We start from the raw sequence: 26,348 nt of genomic DNA, 5'->3' as shown, positions 1-26,348 counted from the left end.
TGGTGCGGTTGTGGTTGCGGTTGCTGTTGGCACGAGCCCGTCGGACTCCGAAGGAGTCCGACCGCATCGTTCACACCCCAACCCCTCCCAACCGCCGCCCACTCTCGAACCGCCGCGCCTCGCCCGTCACCGGGTCCTCGAACGCCAGCTCGCGCGCCAGCAGCTGCAGCGGGCGGTCGTGGTCGGGCAGCGTTTCCATCGGCTGCAGGACCGGGTAGATGCGGTCGCCGACGATCGGGATGCCCAGGGCGCTGAGGTGGGCGCGCAGCTGGTGCTTGCGGCCCGTCAGCGGGTGCAGGCGATACCGCGCCAGGCCCTCGGGATGGCCGTGTTCATCGGCCTTTCCGATCATCGGCAGGCGCTCGATCAGCTCGATGCGGGTCTGCGAGTTCGGCTCGCCCGGCACCTCGTGCATCTGCATGAAGGCGTCGCCGCCGCGTTCTTCCAGGCGGCTTTCGTGCAGGCGCGGCAAGGCCAGGTCGGTGCGCCACGGGGCGATTGCCTCGTAGACCTTGTGGACGGCGCGCTCGCGCAGCAGGCGCTGGTAGGCATCGCGTTCATCGGGCCGGATGGTGAAGACGACCACGCCGGCCGTCTCGCGGTCCAGCCGGTGCATCGGCACCAGCGTGGCGATGCCGAGCTGGCGCTTCAGGCGCGTCAGCAGGGTCTCGTGCAGGTGCCGGCCCTTGGGCGTCATCGGCAGGAAATGCGGCTTGTCGGCGACGACCAGGTGATCGTCGACGTGCAGCACCTCGGCCTCGAAGGGCACGACCGGCTCGGGCGCATCGAGCGTGCGCCAGTACCAGAGGATGCGGTGCCCCGTACAAGGCTCGTCGGCGCGCACGGGACGCCCGTCGGCGGCCAGCACGTCGCCGGCCGCGATGCGGGCGCGCCAGCCGGCGGCGTCGAGCGCGCCCAGGCGCTGCGGCAGGAAGTCGATCAGCGTGGCCCACGGTCCGGGCGCCAGCGCGACGCGGCAGGCGCCGACGCCGTCGCGGTCCGGCGGTGTCCAGGCCGGGCGCGGGCGGCTCATGTGGTGTCGCCGTCGAGCCGCTGCGCGCGGGCCAGCCGCCAGGCCTCGTCCGGCCGGCTGGCGTCGTAGACCTGCTCGGGCTTCAGGCCCGTCTCGGCCAGCGTCGCGTCGAGCGCGAGGCGCCGGTCGAAGACGTGGCAGTGGCCGATCCACGCGTGTTCATCGGCCTTGTCGGGGGATGCGGCCTGCTCGGCGAGGTAGGCCAGGATGCCGCCCTGCAGCTGCTTCACCTCCAGCCCCAGGCTGCGCATCCACGGCGCGGTGCGGTCGCAGCGGATGCCGCCGGTGCAGTACATCGCCACCGTCTTGCCGGCCGCGCGCCATGCGTCGGCATGGGCCAGCACATGGGCCGTGAAGTCGCGGAAGTTGTCGACGGCGGGGTCGACTGCACCGCGAAAGTGGCCGAGCCGGAACTCGAAGTGGTTGCGGTTGTCCAGCAGCACGACGTCCGGCCGGGTGATCAGCGCGTCCCAGTCGGCCGGGGCGACGTGGCTGTCGTCGTGTTCGTCGATCGCACCGGACGCGGCCGGCAGGTCGATCGCGACCAGCTCGGCCTTGAGCGCGACCTTGTAGCGGCCGAACGGCGGCGTGCGGCAGGCGCTGCGCTTGACGCGCAGGCCGTGAAAGGGCGCGAAGGCCGCGTCGCCGCTCAGGGCGGCCTCGAACGCATCGACCGCAGCGGGCGTGCCGGCCACGACGGCGTTGATGCCCTCGGCCGCGACGATCACGCTGCCGCCCAGGTCCTGTGGCGCCCCCAGACGCGCGCCGAGCTGCCGCAGCGCCTCGGCCATCGCGGCCGGATCGGCGAGCGGGACGTAGCGATAGAAGGCGCTGTGGACCCAGGCACTGCGGTCCAGCGCGTCGACCCGCCCGTTCATCGCTTCACGATCACCAGGCCCTTGAGGTACTCGCCCTCGGGGAAACACAGCGTGGTTGGGTGGTCGGGGGCGGCTTCCAGGCGCTGCATCAGGTAGCCGTCGACCTCGGCGTCGATGCCGGCGCCGGCGACGATCTTGTGGAACAGCTCGGCGCCGATGCCGCCCGAGCAGCTGAAGGTCAGCAGCAGGCCGCCCGGTTCGAGCAGCAGCAGCGCCAGCCGGTTGATGTCCTTGTAGGCCCGGCTGGCCCGGTCGGCGTGGGCGGCGCTGGGCGCGAACTTGGGCGGGTCCAGCACGATCGCGTCAAAGCGGCGGCCGTCCTTGAGCAGCTGGCGCAGCGTGCCGTTGACGTCGGCGTCCAGCGCGACATGGCGGGACGCGTCATGGCCGTTCAGCGCCACGTGCGCGGTCGCGCGCGCCAGCGCCGGGCCGGACGAGTCGACGCTGACGACCTCGGTGGCGCCGCCGTTGAGTGCGGCGACCGAGAAGCCGCCGGTGTAGCTGTAGCAGTTCAGCACCCGCTGGCTGCCGAACTGGCGCACCAGCCGGGCGAACAGCGCACGGTTCTCGCGCTGGTCGAGGTAGTAGCCGGTCTTGTGGCCCTCGGCCACGTCGACGGTCAGGCGCAGGTCGTGTTCCTGCAGCGTCACCGTCGTGTCGCCGCCGCCGCGCAGCCAGCCGGTGACGGGCTCCAGGCCTTCGAGGCCGCGCACGCTGGCGTCGGAGCGTTCGTACAGGCGGGTGCAGCCGGTGGCGGCCAGCAGCGCGTCGGCGATGACGGCCTTCCAGCGCTCGATGCCGGCGCTCAGGAACTGCACGCTGAGGATGTCCTCGTAGCGGTCGACGATCAGCCCGGGCAGGCCGTCGGCCTCGCCGTGCACCAGCCGCACGCCGTTGCTGGCGATGGCCAGGCGCTGACGCATCGCGACGGCGGCGGCGATGCGGCGCTCGAAGAAGGCGGCGTCGATGCGCTCGGCCTCGTCCCAGCTCCAGGCGCGCACCCGGATCATCGACGTCGGGCTGTAGCTGGCCCAGGCCAGGAAGCGGCCGTCGGCGGCCTCGACCCGCACCGTCTCGCCGCTGTCGGCGCGGCCGCTGGCGATGCTGCCCTGGAAGACCCACGGGTGACGGCGCTGCAGCGAGCGCTCCCGGCCTTCACGCAATCGGATGGATTTCATGGCGCCGGATTGTCGCTTCGGCCCCGTGGACGACGAGGCCTGAACTCTCGTGGCAGATCCATGACCATATGAGGACAAACCAATACGCTATCGCGACACCCTAGAGAAAATACCTAGTCTTCTGTGCAAGAACGTACAGGTGCCGGGAAGCGAAGTATCGGCAAGGAAGGGGTCGCAAACCTATCGTTGCGCCCGTCGATGCAGCCACGCATCGCACCCGGTTCACACCATCCTGACCCGTTCCCTCTGAGGAGACATCCATGAAGCTCAAGGCATCCCTGGCGCTCGCATTCGGCCTGATGGCCGGCATGGCTCACGCCGCAACCGAACTCGTCATCGCGACCGTGAACAACGGCCACATGATCGAGATGCAGAAGCTCAGCAAGAACTTCGAAGCCGCCAACCCCGACATCAAGCTGAAGTGGGTGACGCTGGAAGAAGGCGTGCTGCGCCAGCGCGTCACGACCGACATCGCCACCAAGGGCGGCCAGTTCGACGTCATGACCATCGGCATGTACGAGACCCCGATCTGGGGCAAGAAGGGCTGGCTGCAGGAGATCAAGGCGCCCGCCAACTACGACGTCGACGACCTGCTGCCCGCCATGCGCAACGGCCTGTCGGTCGACGGCAAGCTGTACTCGGTGCCCTTCTACGGTGAAAGCTCGATGCTGATGTACCGCAAGGACCTGGCCGACAAGGCCGGCATCACCGTGGCCGACAAGCCGACCTGGGCCGACATCAAGACCCTGGCCAGCAAGATCCATGACCCGAAGAACGGCGTGTACGGCATCTGCCTGCGCGGCAAGCCGGGCTGGGGCGACAACATGGCCTTCCTGTCGACGCTGGTGAACACCTTCGGTGGCCAGTGGTTCGACATGAGCTGGAAGCCGCAGCTCGAATCGAAGCCCTGGAAGGACGCGATCGAGTTCTACGTCGACCTGCTGAAGAACTACGGCCCCCCGGGCTCGTCGGCCAACAGCTTCAACGAGATCCTGGCGCTGTACAACGAAGGCAAGTGCGGCATGTGGATCGACGCGACGATCGCCGCGTCCTTCATCAGCGACCCGAAGCAGTCGAAGGTCGCCGACAAGGTCGCCTTCGCCCAAGCCCCGACGATGGCCACCCCGAAGGGTGCCAACTGGCTGTGGGCCTGGGCCCTGGGCATCCCCGTCTCGACCAAGAAGGGTGACGCGGCGCAGAAGTTCGTGACCTGGGCGACGTCCAAGGAGTACATCGAGCTGGTCGCCAAGACCAACGGCTGGGGCGCTGTCCCGACCGGCACCCGCAAGTCGACCTACGCCAACGCCGAGTTCCAGAAGGCCGCCAAGTTCGCCTCCGCCGAGAAGGCCGCGATCGACAGCGCCAACCCGAACGACTCGACGCTGCCGAAGTCGCCGTACGTCGGCGTGCAGTTCGCCGCCATCCCCGAGTTCCAGGCCATCGGCATCGCCGTGGGCCAGCAGATGAGCTCGGCGCTCGCCGGCAAGACCACGATCGACGCGGCCCTGAAGGCCAGCCAGGTCGCGGCTGACCGCGAGATGAAGAAGGCCGGCTACTACAAGTAAGCCGAGCTGCCCGGCATCGACGCAGACCGTGGCGTCGATGCCGGTGAAGACTGTCTCCTGAAGGACCGTAGCCTGCGGGTCGGACGGACGGGATGCCCGATCAACACGGGTGTCCTGGCCGGATCGACCCGCCTTCCATCGCGCTGCGGACTCCCCGTACACGTGCGCCTCGCCTCCCCGCGACGCAGTCCACCGCAGGGCACGCCCATGTCCACCGACGCACTCCCGACCGCCACGGCGCCCGCCGCCACCGCGCCCCACCAGGCCTCGCGCCTCGTGCCGCGCCTGCTGATGCTGCCGGCCGTCAGCACGCTCTTCCTGTGGATGATCGTGCCGCTGGTGATGACGATCTACTTCAGCGTCATCCGCTACAACCTGATGCAGCCCGAGAACACCGGCTTCATCGGACTCGAGAACTTCGAATTCTTCGTCACCGACCCGTCCTTCGGCGTGGCGGTGATCAACACGCTGCTGCTGCTGGGCAGCGTCATCGTCATCACGGTGCTGATGGGCGTCGCGATCGCGCTGCTGATCGACGAACCCTTCCCCGGCCGCGGGCTGGTGCGCATCCTGCTGATCTCGCCCTTCTTCGTCATGCCCACGGTCAATGCGCTGCTGTGGAAGCACATGATGATGAACCCGATCTACGGCGTGCTGGCCCAGGTCTGGCAGTTCTTCGGCGCCACGCCGGTCGACTGGCTGACCGACTTTCCGCTGCTCTCCGTGATCATCATGGTGGCCTGGCAATGGCTGCCGTTCGCGACGCTGATCTTCATCACCGCGCTGCAGAGCATGGACCGCGAGCAGCTCGAGGCCGCGCGCATGGACGGTGCGACCTACCTGCAGCAGCTGCGCTACCTCTACCTGCCGCACATGGCCCGTTCGGTCGCGGTGGTCGTGATGATCGAGCTGATCTTCCTGCTGTCGGTCTTTGCCGAGATCTACACGACGACCGGCGGTGGTCCGGGTGATGCGTCGACCAACGTCGCCTTCCTGATCTTCAAGCAGGCGCTGCTGAACTTCGATGCCGGCGTGGCCTCCGCAGGGGCGCTGTTCGCGGTGCTGCTGGCCAACATCGCCGCCGCCTTCCTGATCCGCCTGGTCGGCAAGAACCTCGATAAATAAGGACAAACTCGATGTCACGTCCTTCCACGCTCACACCGACGCTGGTGGCCCGCACGCTGGTCGCCTGGCTCGTCACCCTGACGCTGTTCTTCCCGCTCGGCTGGCTGGTGCTGACCGCCTTCAAGACCGAACTGCAGGCGATCTCGGTGCCGCCGCTGCTGTTCTTCACGCCCACGCTGGAGAACTTCCACGAGGTCCAGGAGCGCAGCGACTACCTGCTGTACGCGAAGAACTCGCTGATCACCAGCGTCGCCTCGACCCTGCTGGGCCTGGCGCTGGCCGCGCCGGCCGCGTATTCGATGGCCTTCTTCCGCGGCCGCCACACCAAGGACGTGCTGATGTGGATGCTGTCCACGAAGATGATGCCGGCCGTCGGTGCGCTGATGCCCATCTACGTGATGGCGCAGTGGAGCGGCCTGCTCGACACCCAGTTCGGGCTGACGCTGATCTTCACGCTGAGCAACCTGCCGATCATGGTGTGGATGCTCTACACCGGCTTCAAGGAGATCCCGCGCGACATCCTCGAAGCCGCCCGCATGGACGGTGCGACGCTGTGGCAGGAAGCCCGCCAGGTGCTGCTGCCGCTGTCGATGGGCAGCTTCGCCTCGACCGGCCTGCTGTGCCTGGTGCTGAGCTGGAACGAGGCCTTCTGGAGCCTCACGTTGACAGCGGCCAAGGCCGGCACGCTGGCCGCGCTGATCGCCAGCTACTCCAGCCCCGAAGGCCTGTTCTGGGCCAAGCTGTCCGCCGCCTCGCTGATGGCCATCGCGCCCATCGTGGTGTTCGGCTGGTTCAGTCAAAAGCAATTGGTCCAAGGCTTGACCTTCGGCGCCGTCAAGTAAGCACGTGATCCACGCGCAACGAATCAGGAGTCATTCCATGGCCTACCTTCAACTCCAGGGCATCGAGAAGTTCTTCGGCAGCCACCGCGCCATCAAGGGCGTGGACCTGACGATCAACCAGGGCGAGTTCATCGTGTTCGTCGGCCCTTCGGGCTGCGGCAAGTCGACGCTGCTGCGCCTGATCGCCGGTCTCGAACACATCGACGGCGGCAAGCTGGTGCTCGACGGCCGCGACATCACGCACCTGCCGTCTTCCAGGCGCGACCTCGCGATGGTGTTCCAGAGCTACGCGCTCTACCCGCACATGAGCGTCTACGAGAACATGAGCTTCGCGCTCAAGCTCGCCAAGGTCGACGAGGCCACGATCCGCGACAAGGTCGATCGCGCCGCGAAGATCCTCAACCTGACGCCCTATCTGCAGCGCACGCCCAAGGAACTCTCGGGTGGCCAGCGCCAGCGCGTGGCCATCGGTCGCGCGATCGTGCGCGCGCCCAAGGTCTTCCTGTTCGACGAGCCGCTGTCCAACCTCGATGCGGCCCTGCGCGGCCAGACCCGCGTGGAGATCGCCAAGCTGCACCGCGACCTCGGTGCGACCACGATCTACGTGACGCACGACCAGGTCGAGGCGATGACGCTGGCCGACCGTGTGGTGGTGCTGCGCGACGGCCTGATCGAACAGGTCGGCACGCCGCTGGAACTCTATGACCGGCCCGCCAACCAGTTCGTCGCCCAGTTCATCGGCACGCCGCAGATGAACGTGGTGGCCGCCAAGGCGGTGCCGCAGCTGGCCGGCCAGTACGGCCTGCCGGTGCCGGCCGAAGGCTTCGTCGGCCTGCGCCCGGAATGCCTGACGCTGGCCCATGCCGGCTCGGGCGCGGTGCAGGGCACCGTCGAGCTGGTCGAGGCGCTCGGCGCCGAGACGCTGATCTATGTCTCCACCGAAGGCGGCGCGATGTTGGTGGCGCGCCAGAACAGCCGCACCGCGCTGCGTGCCGGTGACCGTGTCGGCGTCGACATCGACGTCGCGGCGGCCCACATCTTCGATGCCAACGGGCGCATCACGCGCACGGGTGCGCCGCATCCGATGGCCTGACGGCACCGCATTGAACGCACCGAGGTCCTCATGAGCAACACCGGCAGCACCCAACCTTCCGTCATCCTCCACCTCGGCCTGGGCTCCTTCCACCGGGCCCACCAGGCCGTCTACCTGCAGGCCCTGCACGATGCCGGCGACACGCGCTGGGTGCTGGCCGGCGGCCACATCCGCCCGGACATGGCCGAGACCATCGCGGCGCTGCAGGCCAGCGGCGGGGCCTACACGCTGGAGACGATCTCGCCTCAGGGCGAACACGTCTACCAGCGCATCACGTCGATCCAGAAGGTCATCGGCTACACGCCCGACCTGGCCGGCCTGATCGCGGTGGGCGCGGATGCGGCCACGAAGATCATCTCGTTCACGGTGACGGAAGCGGGCTACTACCTCGACGCGAAGAACCAGCTCGACCTGGCGACCTTCGCCGACCTGCGCGCCGACCTCGATGCGCTGCGCAGCGGTGCCGCGCCGGACAGCTCGCGCTCGTGGACGATCTACGGCGCGCTGACCGCCGTGCTGCGCGCACGCATGGCCGCCGATGCCGGCCCGGTCACGCTGATGAACTGCGACAACCTGCGCCACAACGGCGAACGCTCGCGCAGCGGGCTGCTGCAGTACATCGCGCAGCTCGGTGATGTCGAGCTTGCCGACTGGGTCGAAGCGAACACCACGAGCCCGAACGCGATGGTCGACCGCATCACGCCGCGCCCGACGCCGGCCGTGCGCGAGCGCGTCAAGGCTGCCACCGGCATCGACGACGCCGCCGCGCTGATGGGCGAGAGCTTCATCCAGTGGGTCATCGAGGACCACTTCATCGCCGGCCGCCCTGCGTGGGAGAACGTCGGCGGCGAGATGGTGCAGTCGGTGCAGGCCTACGAGGAAGCCAAGATCCGCCTGCTCAACGCGACGCACAGCTGCATCGCCTGGGCCGGCACGCTGGTGGGCTACACGTATATCCACGAAGGCACGCTGGACCCGGTCATCCGGAAGATGGCCTTCGACTACGTCACCGACGACGCGATCCCGGTGCTGAGCCCGTCGCCGCTGGACCTCGCGACCTACCGCGACGTCGTGCTCGACCGCTTCGGCAACGCCGCGATCGCCGACACCAACCAGCGTGTCGCGATGGACGGCTTCAGCAAGATCCCCGGCTTCATCGCGCCGACCGTGCGCGAGCGGCTGGCCCGCCACGAATCGATCAACAGCGTCGCGATGCTGCCGGCGCTGTTCCTGGCCTACCTGCAGGTCTGGCATCGCGGCGGCATCGCCTACACCTACCAGGACCAGGCGATGGACCCGGCGGTGGCGCACGCGATCTGCGAGGCGCCCGACCCGGTTGCGGCCTTCTGTGCCGATGCGCCGCTGTGGGGCAACCTGGCAGGCGATGCGCGGCTGGTCGATGCGGTGCGGCGGGCGAGTGCGCGCGTGGCGGACTTCGTGGCGCGGCATCGGGCGTGATGTCCTGACGCGCGCGTGTTCCCCGGTGAGCCCGAAAATCGGACATCGACGCACCGTGCCCTGACCATGTCCGCGACCAAGCCCCGCTCCGTGCCCCGCCAGCTCAAGCCCGAGCTGGAACACGAATACGCCCGCTCGCCCGAGCTGGGCTACGAGCCGACCGCCGAGGTCGGCTTCGTGCGTTGCCTGTCGCACGGCTTCCCGACGCCGCTGGCACGTTGGCACTACCACGACGAGTACGAGCTGCACCTGATCACCTCGACCTCGGGCAAGGCCTTCGTGGGCGACTGGATCGGCCAGTTCCAGCCCGGCCACCTCGTGCTGACGGGGCCGCGCCTGCCGCACAACTGGGTCTCGATGGACATGCCCGAAGGCGGCGTGGCCGAGCGTGACCTGGTGATCCAGTTCTCGCACGGCCCGCTGGTGCAGGCCGCCGAGACCATTCCCGAACTGGGCGAGGTGCTGCCGCTGCTGGAACGGGCCAAGCACGGCATCGAGTTCTTCGGCCTGGGCGAACGTGGCGCGGCGCACTGGCATCGCGTCAAGGCCGCCCGCGGTCTGCGCCGCTTCACCGCGTTCTGCGAGTTCATGTGTGACCTGGCGGCCAGCACCGACTACCGGCTGCTGTCGAACGTGCAGCTGCAGAGCGACGACGACGACACCTCGCTGGACCGCATCGACGCGGTCGTCATGCGGCTGACCGAGAACCTGGCGCAGCCGATCAGCGCGGCCGACATCGCCACCGAGCTGGGCATGAGCGAGAGCCGCTTCAGCCGCTTCTTCCGCCGCGCGACCGGCAACACCTTCACCGACTTCGTCAACCGCGTGCGCATCAACCGGGCCTGCCAGCTGCTGATGGAGAGCGACCGGCTGATCACGCACATCTGCTACGAGGTCGGCTTCAACAACGTCGCCAACTTCAACCGCCGCTTCCTGGAGATCAAGGGCATGACGCCGAGCGATTTCCGCAAGCAGGCCGAGAAGCGCTTCAGCGGGGCGTCGGTCTGAACCTGGAGTCTCCATGTACCTCGGCATCGACCTCGGCACGTCCGAAGTCAAGCTGCTGCTGCTCGATGCGCAGCACCGGATCGTCGCCACCACCGGCGAGGCCCTGACGGTCCAGCGCCCGCAGCCGCTGTGGAGCGAGCAGGCGCCGTCGCAGTGGTGGGACGCCACCGACCGCGCGATGCAGCGCCTGGCCACGCAACACGGCGCGGCGATGGCAGCGGTGCGCGCGATCGGCTTGTCCGGCCAGATGCATGGCGCCGTGCTGCTCGACGAGCGCGACGAGGTGCTGCGCCCGGCCATCCTGTGGAACGATGGCCGCAGCGGTGCCGAATGCACGGCGCTGGAAGCCGCCTGCCCCGATCTGCACGCGATCACCGGCAACCTGGCGATGCCCGGCTTCACGGCGCCCAAGCTGCTGTGGGTGCGCACGCATGAGCCCGACACCTTCGCCCGCACCCGCCGCGTGCTGCTGCCCAAGGACTGGCTGCGCCTGAAGCTGACCGGCGAGGCGGTCAGCGAGATGAGCGACGCGGCCGGCACGCTGTGGCTGGACGTCGGCGCGCGCGACTGGTCCGACACGGTGCTGGCGGCCTGCGGCCTGGACCGCAGCCACATGCCGCGGCTGGTCGAGGGCAGTGCCGTGTCGGCCCACCTGAAGCCCGAGCTGGCGGCCCGCTGGGGCCTGACGCCGGGCATCCCGGTGGCCGGCGGTGGCGGCGACAACGCGGCCAGCGCGGTCGGCATCGGCGCGGTCCGGCCGGGCGAGGGCTTCGTGTCGCTCGGCACCTCGGGCGTGATCTTCCTGAGCAGCGACCGCTTCCGGCCCAACCCGGCCCAGGCCATGCACGCCTTCTGCCACGCGCTGCCCGGCCAGTGGCACCAGATGAGCGTGATGCTGAGCGCCGCCAACGGCCTGAGCTGGCTGCAGAAGCTGCTCGGCGCGGCCAGCGTCGGCGAGATGCTCGCGCCGGTGGCCGCGCTGGACGCCAGCCAGCGCCAGCACGCGCCGATCTTCCTGCCCTACCTCAACGGCGAACGCACGCCGCACAACGACCCGCAGGCCCAGGGCGTGTTCTTCGGCCTCGGCAACGAGACCGATGCGGCGACGCTGGCCTGGTCGGTGCTGGAGGGCGTCACCTTCGGCCTGTACGACGGCTGGCACAGCCTGGGCGTGCAGCCGGGCGAGGTGCAGTCGCTGACGCTGGTCGGCGGCGGCGCGCGCAGCCCGCTGTGGGCGCAGCTGCTGGCCGATGTCATCGGCGTGCCGATGGTGACCCGCGAAGGCGGCGAGGCCGGTGGGGCGCTGGGCGCCGCGCGGCTCGCCTGGCTGGCCGACGGCGGCAGCGTTGCCGAGGTCTGCACCGCCCCGCCGGTCGCACGCGTGTTCGAGCCCGACGCCGCCGCCCGCCCGGCGCTGCTGGCGCGGCATGCGCGCTTCCAGCGGCTGTATGGGGCGTTGAAGGGCGAGTTCGGCCGCTGATCCCGGGCGGACGGTCCGGCCGCCGCGCGTTCAGTCCGGCGCCGCGTCCGCGAGCCGATAGCCCAGCCCGCGCACGGTCTGGATCACCGAGGGGCGGCCGGCGACGTCGAGGCGTGCGCGCAGGCGGCGGATGTAGACGTCGACCACATTGGTCAGCGGGTCCTCGCTGCTGCCCCAGACGTTGGCCAGGATGCGCTCGCGGCTGAACAGCCGGCCGGGCGCGCCGAGCAGGAGTTCCAGCAGCGCCAGCTCCTTGGCCGTCAGCACCAGGGGCTGGCCGGCACGGCTGGCCTGCATGCGATCCAGGTCGAGTTCGAGGTCGCCGTGCGTCAGCCGGCTGGCCGAACGCGGCTGCAGGTCGCGGCCACGCCGCGCGAGGGCTTCGAGCCGGGCCAGCAGCTCCTCGAAGGCGAAGGGCTTGCAGAGGTAGTCGTCGGCTCCCAGGCGCAGGCCGGCGACGCGGTCGTCGAGCGAGGTCTGTGCGGTCAGCATCAGGATGGGGAGCCCGACCCTGGCGGTGCGCAGGGTCTGGCAGATCTCGAGTCCGCCGAGGCCGGGCAGCATCAGGTCCAGCAGCAGCACGGTCGTGTCGCCATGACGCTGCGCCTGCCGGGCGGCATCCCGGGCCATCGCCAGACCGGTCTGGCCGTCGGCGGCGCGCTGGACCCGGTGCCCTTCGGCGCGCAGCCCGCGGCACAGGAAGTCGGCGATGCGGTCGTCGTCCTCGACGATCAGGATGTTCATGTGTGCCGCGCCCGGTCGGCGTCCCGGCCCGCCGATGGCAGCAGCAGGCGCGCCACCGTGCCGACGCCCGGCGCGCTGCTCAGCTCGATCGTGCCGGCATGGGCGCGGGCCAGTGACCGGGCGATCGCCAGGCCGAGGCCGGCGCCTTCCGGGCAGAGCTGGCGCGCGGCGTCGCCCCGGTAGTGGCGCTCGAACACCCGTGGCAGCTCGTGCGCGGCGATGCCCGCGCCGTCGTTGGCGATCTCGATGCCGCAGGGCGCGCCGGGCTGCGCGGCCGGCAGCAGGCGCACGCGGACCTCGCCCCCGGCGGCCGAATAGCGCACCGCGTTGTCCAGCAGGATCAGCAGCAGCTGGCGCAGCCGTTGGCTGTCGCCCATCACCGTGCCGCCGGTGGGCCAGCCGTCGACCGACGGCAACCGGATCCCGCGGGCGGCGCCCAGCGCGGCGGCCTGCAGCAGCGCCTCGCGGACCGGCTCGATCAGGTCCAGCGGACGCTTGACCAACGACAGCGCATCGATGTCGCTGCGGGCCATCGCCAGCAGGTCGTCGATGACCTCGGCGAGCTGGCCGGCCGTCTCGACGATGCGGCGCAGCGTGGCCTTGTATTCCCCGGCCGGCCGGTCGGCGCCTCGCAAGGTGATCTCGGCTTCGCCCCGGATGACCGTGGTGGGCGTGCGCAGCTCGTGGCTGACGTCGGCGAACAGCTGTCGGCGCCGCAGGTCCGCCTGACCCAGGGCCTGCAGCGCATCGCGCAGTTCGGCGGTGCGTGCGTCGACCTGTGCCTCCAGGCGCTGGCGCTGCTGCGTCTCCTGCAGCCGATGCCGTTCCAGCTCGGCGGCCATGGTGTTGAAGCTGTGTGCGACGGCGGAGAACTCGTCGGCGCCGCCCAGGCGGATGCGGTGCTGGAGCCGTCCTTCCCGCAAGGCCTGGGCCCCCTGGCCGAGCAGGTCCATCGGGCGGCGCAGCGCGAGGTTGAAGTAGAGCGCGGCGACCACCGCGAGCACCGCCAGCGTCGCGGCCATCGACAGCCAGAGGCCGCGCAACCAGGCCAGCGAGGCATCGGCGGCCGAACGCTCGCGTCGGACCGCTTCGGACTCGCGCGCCACGCTGTCGTCGATGAGCTGGCGCACGTCGCGGCCCTGGGACCGGTCGAACACGGCCGACAAGGCCAGCCAGGCCTGCTGGGCATCGGTGCCGGGCGACAGCGGTTGCGCCGCGTTGACCGCTTCCTCGAGCTCGGCCACGCTGGACGACAGCACCTGCAGGGCCTCCAGGCGGCGCAGGTGCTCGTCCCGGGTGAGGGCGCTGTCGTCCAGCGCCAGGGCTGCGGTCGACAGGCGACTCAGCCGTTCCAGCGTCAGGCGCATGTCGCGCTGCAGGTGGACGCGCACCGTGGCGGTCCCGCCACCGCCCTGCTGGCGCTGGGCGACCCAGCTGCGCAGCCGCTGCTTGGTGGCCGACAGCTCGACGAAGGCGGTCCGGATGTCGCTGGCGACACGGCCCCGCTCGACCTGCAGCTCGGCCACGCTGAGTGCGGCGGCCGCGCCGAGGCCCTCCGCGACGGCGGTCGCGGCCAGCAGACCCAGCGCGATGGACAGGCGACGGCGGAACATCTTCAAAGTCTCCATGAGCGGTCGGATGGCTCCGGGCGCTTCATCTGGCGTTCATGACCGCTTCATCGGCCGATCACGGGCGCGTCAAGGGGCGTCCATCGCGGTTGGCTCGAATGGCGTTCGTCGCGGTTCCGGCAACAGACCGGCCAACCGGTCGACCCGACCCATCCCGGAGGACATCACATGAAGCACCGCACCCTTTTCCTGGCCCCCTTCATCCTGGCCGGCGCCGCATCGCTCGCCCAGGCGCGAGCGGTGGTCGTCAACCAGGCCATCGGCGAAGCCGAGGTCGTGGCGGCGCAGAAGGACTGGTGCCAGGCGCTGGTCGACATCTCGGCGGCCGGCTCGGCAGGCGGCCAGCCGGCGGCCCGTGCGCTGGCCGAGAAGGTCATCGACTCGGCCTATGGCTACCAGATGGGCGCCGTGCTGTTCAAGCCCACCTTGACGACCCAGCCGCAGACCTTCCGCCTGACCCGCGCCGGTGCGCTGGCCTACTTCGTCGGCGGTGACGCCGCCTACCCGAAGGACACCGGATTCGCGTTGAAGGGCTGGAGCCGCTGCGACGTCGACAACGCCGCGATCTTCATCTCGGGCGACAGCGCGACCACGATGGGCAAGGTCCACCTGACCGGCACCGACGGCAAGATGACGACCGTCGACAAGACCTGGACCTTCGTGAAGGACGACGCCGGCAAGCTGCGGATCGTCGTCCATCACTCATCGCTGGAGCACGTGGCGCGCTGAAGCAGGTTGACGGTCCGGCTGTCGGCTGCCGCCGCTCAGTCGCCGCCCCTCAGCCGATCACCGGCACCGCATGCAGCGCGGCCGCCAGCAGGTCGGCGGCGTGGGTCGGGGTGAACGCGACGGCCGTGTCCTGGCTGGCCGGGATGTCGGAGCCGTCGGCGGCGGCGGTGTTCGTGGCGTCCTGGCTGCCGTCGGTGGCCGGGACGGAGGCCTTGCCGGCCGTTGTGGCGGCGGGTTGGGCGACGGCGTTGCCGCGTGTCGCCACGTCATGGGCCACCTTGGCCAGCGCGGTCCAGCCCAGCCAGGCCCACGGGCTGGACAAGGCGCTGGCGGGCTCGGTGACGGCCGGCGCGGCGATGGCCGATGCGTTCGACGTCTGGACCGACGGGAACAGGCACTCGCCCGTCAGTTCGAAGGACGGTGCCTCGGCCGGCGCGTGGCTGCCGGCGGCGGCCAGGGCCGGGCTCGGCAGGTCCGGGGCGGCTACCTCGACGGCCGAACTTGCCAGCAGCGCCGTGGCGTGATCGGCCCAGGCCTCGTCGGCCAGGGCGGCGGCCCGCTGGGCACCGAGTCGACCGGACGGCGAATGGCCGATCGAGATCGTCAGCGGGAAACAGAACGGCGGCACGTGCGGGGCCGAATAGGACGACGGCTGCGGCAAGCCCGGCGCGAAGGCCGCCAGCGGCAGCGGTGCGTCGTCCAGCACCAGGAAATAGCCCGGATGGGCCAGCAGCTTGACCAGGGCGCCCTTCAGCACCAGCACCGAGTCCGACGCGGTGCGCACCAGCAGGTCATTGCCCCGCCAGGTCGCGGCACGAAGCTCGCGCTGGGTCAGACCGTCGATGCGGGCAGTCTGCAGGGTCTGGGGATGGTCAAGATCGATCAGGGCAATCTTCATGGCGTCTTTCGGTCATGCGCGCGGGGGCGAAGAAACACCGAGGCTATCGGCGACCGCCAGCCTGATTCATGACAGATTTCGGTTGGTGTGCCGATCCATCTGGCGAGTCTGTGCAGGAGGCCCCCTGCCGACCCGGACCGCTGCCCCGGTCTCAGCCCTTGCGCCGGGCCCGCGGATGGGCCGCGTCGTAGATCTTCGCGAGGTGCTGGTGGTCCAGCCGCGTGTAGACCTGGGTGGTGCTGATCTGGGCGTGGCCCAGCAGCTCCTGCACCGCCCGCAGGTCGCCGCTGGACTGCAGCAGGTGCGAGGCGTAGCTGTGGCGCAGCATGTGCGGGTGGACGTGGCTGGGCAGGCCGGCCTGCACCGCGCGGGCGGTCAGGCGACGGCGCATCTGCGAGTCGGTCAGGCGGGTGCCGCGCTGGCTGACGAACAGTGCCGGTTCGTCGGCCCGCGCCATCTGCGGGCGCAGCGCCAGCCAGGCGCGCAGGGCGATGAGCGCGGCGCTGCCGACCGGCACGACGCGGCGCCGGCTGCCCTTGCCCAGCACGTCGGCGTCGCCGCTGTCGAGGTCGATCCAGCCGCCGCCCGGGCCGCCGGGGTGCAGGTCCAGCCCGGTCAGCTCGGCGCTGCGCAGGCCGCAGCCGTAGAGCAGCTCGGTGATCGCGTGGTCGCGGGCTTCGAGACGCGGGTCGTTCGCGCCGGTCTCGTCGTGGTGATCGGCCAGCGCGACGGCCTGGTCGACCGGCAGCGCCTTGGGCAGCGGCCGCTGACCCTTGGGCGGGCGCAGGCCGTCGACCGGGTTGGACGACACGCGGCCCTCGCGCCCGAGCCAGCGGAACAGCCCGCGCCAGGCCGCCAGGTGGATCGCGATGCTGCGCGAGCCCAGGCCCTGACCGTGCAGCACGGCGGCCCAGCGGCGCACGTGGTGCGGCCGGACCTGGTCGAAGGCCAGGGCCTGATCGGCCATCGCGGCCTGCAGCCGGCGCAACGCGCCGCCGTACATCGTGCGGGTGCGTTCGGCCAGCCGGCGTTCGACCCGCAGGTGTTCGAGGAAGGCCGACGGCACCGGGCCGAGCGGCTCGGCCGGCAGGCCCGAATCGACCGGGCCGAGGCTCATGCTCAGGCGGTCTCGGGCAGCAGCCGGCTCAGCGCCGCGCCGGCCAGTTCGCCGATGCGGTTGAGGAAGTCGGTGCCCATGTCGGCGCTGTAGCGGGTCGGGTCGGGCGAGCCGAGCACCAGCAGGCCGAACACCGGGCTGGCGCTGTCGGGCCGGATCGGGATCAGCGCCAGCGAGGCGATGCTGGCCGCGTCGGGCAGCCAGTGGACGGCCTCGAAGGCCGCGTTGGCGCCGCAGTACGGCTGCGTCAGGCCGGCCGCGAAGCCGCGCACCTCGTCGCCGATCGGGGCGGCCCATGCGCGTCCGGCGTGTTCGGGCGCCAGGTCCCACAGCCGGATCGCCGCCTGCGGGATCAGGAACTGCTCGCGCAGGTCGTCGACCAGCACGTCGGGCAGGTCGGCCGGCTCGGCCACCAGCATCAGGCTGCGGGTCCAGTGGTGCAGGCGGTCGGCCAGGCCGGCGTTCTCCTGACCGTGGCGGATCATGTCCATGATCCGGCGCTCCAGCCCGCGGATGCGCTCGCGCAGCATCTCCATCTGGCGCTGCTGCAGCGAGACCGCGCGCTGGCCGTGCGGGTTGGCCAGCTCGACGCTGGCCAGCAGCTCGGCATGGCGCTCGAAGAAGCCCGGGGTGTTCGCCAGGTAGTTGGCGATGTCCTGTTCGGTGATCCCTTGGATGGTCATGCTGCGTGGTCGGGAAGTTGGATCTCGCCGGTGTAGACGGTCTGCGCCGGGCCGGTCATCAGCACCGGATGGCCCGGGCCGGCCCAGGCGATCGTGAGCAGGCCGCCGCGGGTGTGGACGTCCACCTCGGCATCGAGCCAGCCCAGCCGGATGCCGGCCACCACCGCCGCGCAGGCGCCCGTGCCGCAGGCCAGCGTCTCGCCGGCACCGCGTTCGTAGACGCGCAGGCGGACCTCGCGGCGGCTGACGACCTGCAGGAAGCCGGCGTTGACCCGACGCGGGAAGCGCGCGTGGCCCTCGACCAGCGGGCCGATCTCGGCCACCGGTGCGGTGTCGACGTCGTGGACGCGCTGGACCGCGTGCGGGTTGCCCATCGACAGCACCGCGACATCGACCGACGGCAGACTGGCGCCGGGCAGGGCGAGCGGCCAGAGGTCGAAGCCATCGGCCTTGTCGCTCGAATGGCCGTTGTGCGGACGCGGGCTCAGGCCGCTGGCATCGAAGGGGATGCGGTCATGCGCGAACACCGGCTGGTTCATGTCGACGGTGACGCGGCCGTCGTGCTGCACGTGCAGCTCGATCAGGCTGTTGACCGTCTCGACCTTGACGCTGGCCGCGCTGGTCAGGCCGGTGTCGCGCACGAAGCGGGCGAAGCAGCGCGCGCCGTTGCCGCACTGCTCGACCTCGTCGCCGCTGCCGCCGTTGAAGATCCGGTAGCGGAAATCGACGCCGGGTGTCGTGCTGCGCTCGACCACCAGGATCTGGTCGGCCCCGACGCCGAAGCGGCGGTCGCCCAGGAAACGGTAGTCGGCTGCCGACAGCGCCAGCGGCGCGCGGGTGGCGTCCAGCACGACGAAGTCGTTGCCGGCGCCCTGCATCTTGGTGAAGTGCAAACGCATCGGCGAATTATCTGCTTCGGGGCGCGGACGCAAGTGTCGAAAAGATCGTCGGCGACAGGGCGACGCGCCGCTCAGTACAGCGGCGGCTCGCCCTTCGGCCGGGTCTTGAAGCGCTTGTGGACCCACAGGTACTGCGCCGGGTTGCGGCGGATCTCGCTCTCGATCCAGGCGTTCATGCGGCGCGTGTCGGCCTCGGCGTCGGCGCTCGGGAAGTCGTCCCAGGGCGGCAGGAAGCGCACCCGGTAGCCCTGGCCGCCGGGCAGGATCTCGGCCACCACGGGCTGTACGACCATGCCCAGCGCGCGGGCCATGCGCGAGGGCGCCAGCAGCGTCGCGGCCGGCACGCCGAAGAAGGGCACGTAGGCGGCGTCGCGCTCGCCGAAGTCCATGTCGGGCAGGTTGAAGAAGGCGTCGCCGCGCTTGATCGCGCGAAACAGCGGCTTGGCGCTGTCGCTGCGCGGGTGGACCTCGCCGACGCCGAAGCGCAGCCGGCCGCGCCGCATCGCGGTGTCCAGCACCGGGTTGCTCTGGGTCTGGTAGATCGAGCTGACCCAGCGCGTCTGGAACAGCTGCGTCGCCGCGCCGGCCACGTCGAGACCGAGGAAGTGCGGCACCAGCCACATCACCGGCCGTTCGCTGCGTTCGGCCAGGCCGACATCGCCCTCGACCTGGATCAGCCGGCGCAGCCGGTCCGGCGGCGCGAACCACAGCAGGCCGCGTTCGAGCAGGCTGCGGCCGAGCCAGCCGAGGTGATCACGCACCAGCGCCTCGCGTTCGGCCGGTGTCAGCTCGGGCATGCACAGCTCGAGGTTGCGCAGCGCGATCTGGCGACGGCCGTGCGCGAAGTGCCAGAACAGCCGGCCGACGCCACGTCCGAGCGCCGCCTGCCAGGCCAGCGGCAGCCACTGGATCGTGTGCAGCAGCGCCAGCAGCGCATGTGCGGTCAGGCGGGCCGAGAGGCTGTTCGAGCGCCGGCTCACGGCGATCCTCCTGCGTCGGCCTCGCGCGGGCCCTTGTAGCGGTGGTAGCCCCACAGGTACTGGCCGGGCAGGCGCCGGATCATGCGTTCCATCTCGCGGTTGACGACCCGGGCGCCGGCCTCGGCCAGGGCCTGCGCGTCGACGCCGGCCATCGGCATCGCGTCGGTGCCGGGCATCGGCTCGGCCGGCAGCTCGACCCGCAGGCGGTAGCCGCGCAGGCCGCCCAGGCGCTCGGCCGAGACCATCAGGCAGGCCGCGCCGGTCTGTTGCAGCAGCCGCGCGGCCAGCGTCATCGTGTAGGCCGGGCGGCCGAAGAAGGGCACCCACACGCCCATGCCTTCGGGCGGGACCTGGTCGGGCAGCAGGCCGATCGTGCCGCCGCTGCGCAGCGCGCGGATCATCTGCCGCACGCCCACCAGCGTGGCCGGCGCGGTCTGCAGGCCCGGCCGGTTGCGGGCATGCGCGACCAGCTCGCGCAGCCATTCCTTGCGCGGCGGGCGGTACATCGCCGTCATCGGCTGGCGGTGGCCCCAGCGTTCGGCGTAGGCCTGGCCGATGATCTCGAAGCTGCCCAGGTGCGGCGTCAGGATGACCAGCCCGCGACCGGCCGCCAGCGCGGCGTCGATGTGCTCGGCGCCGTCCCAGCTGACCAGGTCACCGAGCCGGCTGTCGTGCGGGCGGGCCCACAGCCACGGCAGTTCGGCCAGCATGCAGCCGGACTGCCCGATCGCCGGACGTGCGGCTTCCCAGTCCACGCCGGCCTGCGCCGCCTGCTCGCGGAAACGCTGCCGATAGCTCGGCGACAGGCGGAAGGCGAGGCCCCCGGCGAACGCGCCGGCACGGTGCAAGAAGCCCAGCGGAAACCGGGCTGTTAGACGGAATAGGGTCGAAATCACAAGACTAAAATGAAGGCTTCGCCGAGTTAAAGAACAACTTGCGGGGCGACGGGCCGGTGATCCAACCCAGGATTGTCCGACACGCGGCAGCGACACGCTGCTGAACCAGATCCGCTAAAGCGTTCGCCACAGGCTCCATCAGCGAGGCGGGCGAACCAGCCGACCCTCAATTGAAAAACTGGAGTGCCTACCGTGGCGAACGACTTCCTCTTCACCTCCGAATCCGTCTCCGAAGGCCACCCCGACAAGGTCGCCGACCAGATCTCGGACGCCATCCTCGACGCCATCTTCGAGCAGGACCCGCGCAGCCGCGTCGCCGCCGAGACGCTGTGCAACACCGGCCTGGTGGTGCTGGCCGGCGAGATCACGACCAACGCGCACGTCGACTACATCCAGGTCGCGCGCGACACCATCAAGCGCATCGGCTACGACAACACCGAATACGGCATCGACTACAAGGGCTGCGCGGTGCTGGTCGCCTACGACAAGCAGAGCAACGACATCGCCCAGGGCGTCGACCACGCCAGCGACGACCACCTCAACACCGGTGCCGGCGACCAGGGCCTGATGTTCGGCTACGCCTGTGACGAGACGCCCGAACTGATGCCCGCGCCGATCTACTACGCCCACCGCCTCGTCGAGCGCCAGGCCCAGCTGCGCAAGGACGGCCGGCTGCCCTTCCTGCGCCCGGACGCCAAGAGCCAGGTGACGATGCGCTATGTCGACGGCAAGCCGCACAGCATCGACACCGTCGTGCTGTCGACCCAGCACGCGCCCGAGTACAGCCTGGGCGACCGCATGACCGACGCCTTCTACGAGGCGATCCGCGAGGAGCTGATCAAGCCGGTGCTGCCCAAGGAGTGGCTGACCGCCGACACCCAGTACCTGATCAACCCGACCGGCCGCTTCGTCATCGGCGGCCCGCAGGGCGACTGCGGCCTGACCGGTCGCAAGATCATCGTCGACACCTACGGCGGCGCCTGCCCGCACGGCGGTGGCGCGTTCTCGGGCAAGGACCCGTCCAAGGTCGACCGCTCGGCCGCCTATGCCGCCCGCTACGTCGCCAAGAACGTCGTGGCCGCCGGTCTGGCGCGCCAGTGCCAGGTGCAGGTCGCCTATGCCATCGGCGTGGCCCGGCCGATGAACATCACCGTCTACACCGAAGGCACCGGCGTGATCTCCGACGAGAAGCTGTCGGCGCTGGTGGCCGAGCATTTCGACCTGCGGCCCAAGGGCATCATCCAGATGCTCGACCTGCTGCGGCCGATCTACTCGAAGACCGCCGCCTACGGCCACTTCGGTCGCGAGGAGCCCGAGTTCACCTGGGAACGCACCGACAAGGCCGCCGCCCTGCGCGCGGCGGCCGGGCTGTAAGGCCAACTCCCAGGACGCAGGGCGGTCACCTGACGATGCCCCTGCGCCTGGACCAGCTGCGGCGCCACGCGCTGGCCCGCAGCCTCTTCGCCCCCACCACCCTGCCGGCCGCGCTGCGGCGCCTGGGCTTCGTCCAGGCCGACCCGCTGCGCGCGCCCGCCAAGGCGCAGGACCTGACGCTGCGCCACCGCGTGCGCGACTACCGCGCCGGTGACCTCGAACGGCGCTATCCGGCGCTGGCGATCGAGGAAGACTTCTTCGTCAACCACGGCTTCCTGCCGCGCGAGATCCAGCCGCTGCTGCACCCGCGCGAACCGCGCCATGTCTGGGACGAGACCCGCTGGCTGCAGGCCCGCGCCGTGCTCGACTTCGTGCGCGAACGCGGCGTCGTGCATCCCGCCGAGGTCGACGCCCACTTCGACCACGGCAGCGTCGACAACTGGTTCGGCGGCCGCACCCGCGCCAGCACCGAGCTGCTCGACGGCCTGCTCTACCGCGGCCGCCTGCGCGTCGCCCGGCGCGAGGGCGGCACGCGGTTGTATGCCGTGCGCGAGGTGCCGGACGCCACGGCCGAACCGGTCGATCCGCAGGCCGCGCTCGATGCGCTCGCCGACCTGATCCTCAAGACCTACGCGCCGCTGCCCGCACCGGGCCTGACGCAGCTCGTCGGCCTGCTGATGCAGGGCGGCACGCCGCAATGGCGCCACCTTCGCGCGGCCACGCTCGACCGCGCGCGCGCCCGCTGGCCGAGCGCCGAGGTCGATGGCCTGCGCTGGTACTGGCCCGACGACGAGGACCCGGCCCGCAGCCGCCGCCACGATCCGGACCGGCTCTGCCTGCTCGCCCCTTTTGACCCGCTGGTCTGGGGCCGCCGCCGCTTCGAGATCTTCTGGGGCTGGCCCTACCGCTTCGAGGCCTACGTCCCCGCCGCCCAGCGCCAGCGTGGCCACTACGCCATGCCGCTGCTCTGGCGCGACCAGGTCATCGGCTGGGCCAACCTGAAACTCGCCGCCGGCCGCCTGCAGGTCGACCTGGGTTACGTCGAAGGCCGCCCCGCCGACCCGGCGTTCGAGCGGGCGCTGGAGGATGAGCTGGGGCGGATGGGCGAGTTCCTCGGCGTGGTCTGAGGGCTTGTCGTCCACACCGTTGTATGGCAATGTAGGTACGTGCCTACAAGGGAGCCCGCGCCATGCCTGCCACCACGCTGACCAGTCGAGAGTTCAATCAGGACGCCAGCCGCGCCAAGCGCGCCGCCGAGTCCGGGCCTGTCTTCATCACCGACCGGGGCACCCCCGCGCATGTGCTGCTGACCATCCAGGACTACGAGGCGCTGTTGGGGGCGCAACCCAGCATCGTCGACTTGCTGGCCATGCCGGATGCCGACCTGATCGAGTTCGAGGCACCGCGCAGCCGGGCGCTGCATCGACCGGCTGACCTGGGTGACGGGGTCGATCCCGGCGCCGGATCGTGATGTACCTGCTCGACACCAACGTCATCTCCGAAATCCGCAAGTCCGGCTCGGGACGGGCGGATCCGAATGTGCTGCGCTGGGCGGCATCCGTGCCCGCCGCGCGGATGTTCATCTCGGTCATCACGCTGATGGAACTGGAATCCGGCGTGTTGATCATGGAGCGTCGCGATGCGCGTCAGGGCGCCCTGTTGCGAGCTTGGCTGACCGCCCAGGTGCAACCCTCCTTCGCGGGTCGTGTGCTGGGCGTCGACGAGGCGGTGGCGCTGCGCGCCGCCCGCCTTCACGTCCCCGATCCGCGCCCGATCTCCGACTCGCTCATCGCGGCCACGGCCCTCGTCCACGGCATGACGGTGGTCACCCGCAATCGCACCGATTTCGAGCCCACCGGCGTCAACCTGCTGGACCCCTGGGAAGCGCGCTGAGTCCGTCTGGATCGACGAACCCCTCCAATCCCCAGCCCCAGGCGCATCCGCCACCAGCCCGTCGGACACCGGAGGTGTCCGACCTACCGAAGACGCAACGGCACCGAACCAGCCCGGCCGGTCCGGCACCCGCAGCGTCCGACGGCCCGCATCCACCCTCGCGATCGATGGATCCCCGGTAGGTCGGACACCTCCGGTGTCCGACGGGCTCGTGCCGATGGACCACCCGTTCCGCGCCACGTTGCACGGCGCGCCCCGCATACACACCGTCGATGGCGGCCGCGCCCCGGGCCGAGCGCCGGGCCGCCCCAAGCCGGCCCGCATCCCCCCGGGGGATCGACCGGCGTACCCGCCGGGCGAGGGGCTCACCTTCACCACACCGGCTGCGTCGGTGCGAAGGCTTCGTCGGGGGTCAGGATGGGCGGGGGCAGGCGGGGCTCGGCGTCGTCGGCGCGGGCGAGCTTGATGTATTCGATGTTGAGGGTGATCGTCTCGGCGTAACGCAGCACGAAGCAGTCGCCGTCGACCGGGTAGAAGCGGCCCCAGCCGGGGCGTTCGGTGCCGTCGGCGCTGCCCTTGTCGGCCGACAGGGGGCGGCGGATCACCTGGCCCAGGATCAGCCGGTCGAGCTGGCCGTCGGGCTGGATGTCGTAGTCGTCGAGGATGCCCTTGTAGAGCCAGGGCTGGCCGGCCACGTCGACCAGGGCGCTGACGGCGATGAAGTCGGGCACCTCGTCCTCGGCGAAGTCGGCGCCGCTGAGCAGGTAGTACCAGGGCGCCTGCGAGAAGCGCAGCCAGGCGCTGAAGCGTGCGCCGCGGCGGTCCATGCGCCAGCGCGTGACGGCGTGGCGCAGCAGCGTCGGGCCGGCGTAGGAGAACAGGATCAGGCTGGCCAGGTAGGCCGCGATGCGCCCGGCGTGCTGGGCGACCACGTCCAGCGCCTCGGACTGCGTCGGGCCGTGTGCGGCCAGCAGGTGCAGCACCACGCCGGCATCGAGCGGCGGACGGCCGGCCGGCGGTTCGGCGCCGATCAGCGTGTCGAAGGCCGACAGCAGCGAGGCCAGTCCCAGCCACGATGCATGCAGCACGATGGCCCAGACCATCGCCTCGGTGGCGACCTGCCCGAACGGGGAGTAGTCCAGCGACAGCCGCTCGGCCCGCTTGATGCGCGAACGGGCGATGAAGCCCGGCAGCAGCGCCAGGAAGACGACGAGGGCGGGCAGGGCGATGTTCATCGCCGGATGCGCGACGTGGCGGGATTCAAGGGGGGACGCGGCTCAGGCGGCCTTGGGCACGACCACCGGCTTCAGGCGCAAGGTGCGGCCCTTGGGCTGGCGCAGCACGATCACCTGCGGTGCCGGGACGGTCCGTTCACCGGCGGCGCTGCGTTCGCGGGCCACCATGAACTGGCGCAGCTGCTCGCTGGCCAGGGGGTCGGCGAGGACTTCGCGGGCGAGCGGACTCTTGAGCGCTTTCATGCCGGGAAATATGCCACAGGGGTGTCGTCACGGAGGCCGTCCGGATACCCCTGCGGATACCTGTCGTCGGCCCGGCGCCACGCTGGAATGCCGATCAATACGAGGTTCTTTCAATTCAGGCGGTTCGAGGCCGGACCTTCGACGCCGCCAGCCGGGCCTGCGCGCGGGCGTGCTCGACATCGTCGTCGCGGACCAGCGCCACGCCCATGCGGCGCTTGACGTAGCTCTCGGGCTTGCCGAACAGGCGGATCTCGCTGCGGAGCACGCGCAGGGCCTCGTCGACGCCGTCGAAGACGATGCCGGCCGCGTCCACGCCGCCGTAGATCACCGCGCTGGCGCCGGTGCTCCTGAGCGCCGTGTCGACCGGCAGGCCCAGGATCGCGCGGGCGTGCAGCTCGAACTCGTTCTGCCACTGCGTCGTCATCGTCACCATGCCGGTGTCGTGCGGGCGCGGGCTGACCTCGCTGAACCACACCTGCTCGCCCTTGACGAACAGCTCGACGCCGAACAGCCCGAGCCCGGCCGGTTGGCCGTCCAGCCCCAGGCCCAGGTTGGCGGTGACCGCGCCGGCGATCTGCTGCGCGCGTTCCAGTGCCAGCGGCGACATCGGGTGCGGCTGCCAGCTTTCGACGTAGTCACCGCTGACCTGCAGGTGGCCGATCGGGGCGCAGAAATGCGTCTCGACCGAGCCGTCCGCCGCGCGTGCGCGCACCGTCAGCAGCGTGATCTCGTAGTCGAAGTCGATGAAGCCCTCGACGATGACGCGGCCGTGGCTGACGCGCCCGCCGGCCATCGCGTGGTCCCAGGCCTTGGCGACATCGGCCGGGCCGTCAACCTTGCTCTGGCCCTTGCCCGAGCTGCTCATGACCGGCTTGACCACGCACGGGTAGCCGATCGCGGGCTGGCCGTCGCTGCCGTCGATCGCGGCCTGCAGCTGCTCGGCCGAATCGCAGAAGCGGTAGGGGCTGGTGGGCAGGCCCAGCGTCTCGGCGGCGAGCCGGCGGATGCCCTCGCGGTCCATCGTCAGGCGGGCCGCGCGGGCGGTCGGCACGCAGCGGATGCGGCCTTCGGCCTCCAGCGCCTCCAGCACCGGCGTGGCGATGGCCTCGATCTCGGGCACGACCAGGTCGGGCCGCTCGGCCTCGATCAGCGCGCGCAGCGCCGCGCCGTCGCTCATCGCGATCGTGCGCGCATGGTGGGCAACCTGCTGGCCCGGCGCGTTCTCGTAGCGGTCGACCGCGATGGTCTCGACCCCCAGCCGCTGCAGCGCGATCAGGACTTCCTTGCCCAGCTCGCCGCTGCCCAGCAGCATGACGCGGGTGGCGTGGGGGGACAGCGGGGTGCCGAGGGTGGTGGTCATGGCGGGCGG

Annotated in this window: 26 protein-coding genes; 12 read left to right on the top strand and 14 right to left on the bottom strand. The window is 70.7% G+C overall.

The features are described 5' to 3' along the window. Positions 1 to 70: 70 nt before the first annotated feature. From ACWA7K_RS16790 to ACWA7K_RS16780, 3 genes are read right to left on the bottom strand one after another with little or no spacing between them, the layout of a single operon-like run. A complete protein-coding gene (locus ACWA7K_RS16790) occupies positions 71 to 1,033 on the bottom strand; it encodes a pseudouridine synthase (protein WP_456162546.1) in 963 nt (320 codons plus the stop codon). Further along, positions 1,030 to 1,911 carry an oxygen-dependent tRNA uridine(34) hydroxylase TrhO gene (gene trhO, locus ACWA7K_RS16785; RefSeq protein ID WP_456162545.1) on the bottom strand — a complete coding sequence of 294 codons (882 nt, stop codon included), beginning with the start codon at positions 1,909 to 1,911 and terminating at the stop codon, positions 1,030 to 1,032. Before trhO ends, ACWA7K_RS16790 begins: the two co-directional genes overlap by 4 nt. Then, entirely contained in the window at positions 1,908 to 3,089 is a 1,182-nt protein-coding gene (locus tag ACWA7K_RS16780; protein WP_456162544.1) for a class I SAM-dependent rRNA methyltransferase, read from the bottom strand. Before ACWA7K_RS16780 ends, trhO begins: the two co-directional genes overlap by 4 nt. A 260-nt stretch (positions 3,090 to 3,349) precedes the next feature. Between ACWA7K_RS16780 and ACWA7K_RS16775 the strand changes: the two genes are divergently transcribed. The 7 genes from ACWA7K_RS16775 to xylB all read left to right on the top strand — a co-directional run bounded on the left by ACWA7K_RS16775 (position 3,350) and on the right by xylB (position 11,660). Then, the gene (locus tag ACWA7K_RS16775) at positions 3,350 to 4,654 is read left to right on the top strand and encodes an ABC transporter substrate-binding protein (protein ID WP_456162543.1); all 1,305 of its coding nucleotides are present in this window, start codon (positions 3,350 to 3,352) and stop codon (positions 4,652 to 4,654) included. Between the two features lie 291 nt (positions 4,655 to 4,945). Then, positions 4,946 to 5,779 carry a carbohydrate ABC transporter permease gene (locus ACWA7K_RS16770; RefSeq protein ID WP_456168844.1) on the top strand — a complete coding sequence of 278 codons (834 nt, stop codon included), beginning with the start codon at positions 4,946 to 4,948 and terminating at the stop codon, positions 5,777 to 5,779. Positions 5,780 to 5,790: 11 nt separating this feature from the next. After that, positions 5,791 to 6,621 carry a carbohydrate ABC transporter permease gene (locus ACWA7K_RS16765; protein ID WP_456162542.1) on the top strand — a complete coding sequence of 277 codons (831 nt, stop codon included), beginning with the start codon at positions 5,791 to 5,793 and terminating at the stop codon, positions 6,619 to 6,621. Positions 6,622 to 6,658: 37 nt separating this feature from the next. After that, the gene (locus ACWA7K_RS16760; RefSeq protein ID WP_456162541.1) at positions 6,659 to 7,714 is read left to right on the top strand and encodes an ABC transporter ATP-binding protein; all 1,056 of its coding nucleotides are present in this window, start codon (positions 6,659 to 6,661) and stop codon (positions 7,712 to 7,714) included. Between the two features lie 30 nt (positions 7,715 to 7,744). After that, a complete protein-coding gene (gene dalD, locus ACWA7K_RS16755; RefSeq protein WP_456162540.1) occupies positions 7,745 to 9,172 on the top strand; it encodes a D-arabinitol 4-dehydrogenase in 1,428 nt (475 codons plus the stop codon). A gap of 66 nt (positions 9,173 to 9,238) precedes the next feature. Continuing rightward, a complete protein-coding gene (locus ACWA7K_RS16750) occupies positions 9,239 to 10,180 on the top strand; it encodes an AraC family transcriptional regulator (RefSeq protein ID WP_456162539.1) in 942 nt (313 codons plus the stop codon). A gap of 13 nt (positions 10,181 to 10,193) precedes the next feature. Continuing rightward, positions 10,194 to 11,660 (top strand): xylulokinase, encoded by a 1,467-nt coding sequence (gene xylB / locus ACWA7K_RS16745; protein WP_456162538.1) that lies wholly within the window; start codon positions 10,194 to 10,196, stop codon positions 11,658 to 11,660. A 30-nt stretch (positions 11,661 to 11,690) separates the two neighbouring features. Here xylB and ACWA7K_RS16740 read toward each other — a convergent pair whose 3' ends face one another. Both ACWA7K_RS16740 and ACWA7K_RS16735 read right to left on the bottom strand, forming a co-directional pair. After that, the gene (locus ACWA7K_RS16740) at positions 11,691 to 12,404 is read right to left on the bottom strand and encodes a response regulator transcription factor (RefSeq protein ID WP_456162537.1); all 714 of its coding nucleotides are present in this window, start codon (positions 12,402 to 12,404) and stop codon (positions 11,691 to 11,693) included. Continuing rightward, a complete protein-coding gene (locus tag ACWA7K_RS16735) occupies positions 12,401 to 14,017 on the bottom strand; it encodes an ATP-binding protein (protein WP_456162536.1) in 1,617 nt (538 codons plus the stop codon). The genes ACWA7K_RS16740 and ACWA7K_RS16735 overlap by 4 nt, the downstream gene beginning before the upstream one ends. 183 nt (positions 14,018 to 14,200) lie before the next feature. On the opposite strand from ACWA7K_RS16735, the gene ACWA7K_RS16730 reads away from it, so the two are divergent. Beyond that, positions 14,201 to 14,761, top strand: a complete 561-nt coding sequence (locus ACWA7K_RS16730; protein WP_456162535.1) for a hypothetical protein — start codon at positions 14,201 to 14,203, stop codon at positions 14,759 to 14,761. Positions 14,762 to 14,810: 49 nt separating this feature from the next. On the opposite strand, the gene ACWA7K_RS16725 is transcribed toward ACWA7K_RS16730, so the two are convergent. The 6 genes from ACWA7K_RS16725 to ACWA7K_RS16700 form a co-directional block, all read right to left on the bottom strand. Continuing rightward, positions 14,811 to 15,659 carry a hypothetical protein gene (locus ACWA7K_RS16725; protein ID WP_456162534.1) on the bottom strand — a complete coding sequence of 283 codons (849 nt, stop codon included), beginning with the start codon at positions 15,657 to 15,659 and terminating at the stop codon, positions 14,811 to 14,813. A gap of 151 nt (positions 15,660 to 15,810) precedes the next feature. Continuing rightward, entirely contained in the window at positions 15,811 to 16,776 is a 966-nt protein-coding gene (locus ACWA7K_RS16720; protein ID WP_456162533.1) for a tyrosine recombinase XerC, read from the bottom strand. Between the two features lie 2 nt (positions 16,777 to 16,778). Further along, positions 16,779 to 17,459: a DUF484 family protein gene (locus ACWA7K_RS16715; RefSeq protein ID WP_456162532.1), complete on the bottom strand. Its 681-nt coding sequence runs from the start codon at positions 17,457 to 17,459 to the stop codon at positions 16,779 to 16,781. After that, positions 17,456 to 18,358, bottom strand: a complete 903-nt coding sequence (gene dapF / locus ACWA7K_RS16710; RefSeq protein ID WP_456162531.1) for a diaminopimelate epimerase — start codon at positions 18,356 to 18,358, stop codon at positions 17,456 to 17,458. The genes ACWA7K_RS16715 and dapF overlap by 4 nt, the downstream gene beginning before the upstream one ends. 71 nt (positions 18,359 to 18,429) lie before the next feature. After that, the gene (locus ACWA7K_RS16705; protein WP_456162530.1) at positions 18,430 to 19,338 is read right to left on the bottom strand and encodes an LpxL/LpxP family acyltransferase; all 909 of its coding nucleotides are present in this window, start codon (positions 19,336 to 19,338) and stop codon (positions 18,430 to 18,432) included. Further along, entirely contained in the window at positions 19,335 to 20,234 is a 900-nt protein-coding gene (locus tag ACWA7K_RS16700) for a lysophospholipid acyltransferase family protein (protein WP_456162529.1), read from the bottom strand. The genes ACWA7K_RS16705 and ACWA7K_RS16700 overlap by 4 nt, the downstream gene beginning before the upstream one ends. Positions 20,235 to 20,426: 192 nt before the next feature. On the opposite strand from ACWA7K_RS16700, the gene metK reads away from it, so the two are divergent. From metK to ACWA7K_RS16680, 4 genes are all read left to right on the top strand, one after another. Then, on the top strand, positions 20,427 to 21,608 hold the full coding sequence (metK, locus tag ACWA7K_RS16695) for a methionine adenosyltransferase (protein WP_456162528.1): 1,182 nt from the start codon (positions 20,427 to 20,429) through the stop codon (positions 21,606 to 21,608). Between the two features lie 35 nt (positions 21,609 to 21,643). Beyond that, entirely contained in the window at positions 21,644 to 22,735 is a 1,092-nt protein-coding gene (locus tag ACWA7K_RS16690; protein WP_456162527.1) for a DNA glycosylase AlkZ-like family protein, read from the top strand. Between the two features lie 62 nt (positions 22,736 to 22,797). Then, positions 22,798 to 23,079, top strand: coding sequence for a type II toxin-antitoxin system Phd/YefM family antitoxin (locus ACWA7K_RS16685; RefSeq protein ID WP_456162526.1), 282 nt, complete (start codon positions 22,798 to 22,800; stop codon positions 23,077 to 23,079). Then, positions 23,076 to 23,501, top strand: a complete 426-nt coding sequence (locus ACWA7K_RS16680) for a PIN domain-containing protein (RefSeq protein ID WP_456162525.1) — start codon at positions 23,076 to 23,078, stop codon at positions 23,499 to 23,501. Before ACWA7K_RS16685 ends, ACWA7K_RS16680 begins: the two co-directional genes overlap by 4 nt. Positions 23,502 to 23,872: 371 nt before the next feature. Here ACWA7K_RS16680 and ACWA7K_RS16675 read toward each other — a convergent pair whose 3' ends face one another. The 3 genes from ACWA7K_RS16675 to purT all read right to left on the bottom strand — a co-directional run bounded on the left by ACWA7K_RS16675 (position 23,873) and on the right by purT (position 26,339). Further along, positions 23,873 to 24,736, bottom strand: coding sequence for a hypothetical protein (locus tag ACWA7K_RS16675; protein WP_456162524.1), 864 nt, complete (start codon positions 24,734 to 24,736; stop codon positions 23,873 to 23,875). Between the two features lie 42 nt (positions 24,737 to 24,778). Further along, positions 24,779 to 24,979: a hypothetical protein gene (locus ACWA7K_RS16670; protein WP_456162523.1), complete on the bottom strand. Its 201-nt coding sequence runs from the start codon at positions 24,977 to 24,979 to the stop codon at positions 24,779 to 24,781. A 115-nt stretch (positions 24,980 to 25,094) separates the two neighbouring features. Further along, the gene (purT, locus tag ACWA7K_RS16665; protein ID WP_456162522.1) at positions 25,095 to 26,339 is read right to left on the bottom strand and encodes a formate-dependent phosphoribosylglycinamide formyltransferase; all 1,245 of its coding nucleotides are present in this window, start codon (positions 26,337 to 26,339) and stop codon (positions 25,095 to 25,097) included. Between the last annotated feature and the right edge of the window lie 9 nt (positions 26,340 to 26,348).

This window comes from Leptothrix mechoopdaensis (SeqCode) (assembly GCF_053893855.1).
Note: the sequence above shows the minus strand (reverse complement) of the source record. Positions and strands in the feature narration are given on the sequence as shown.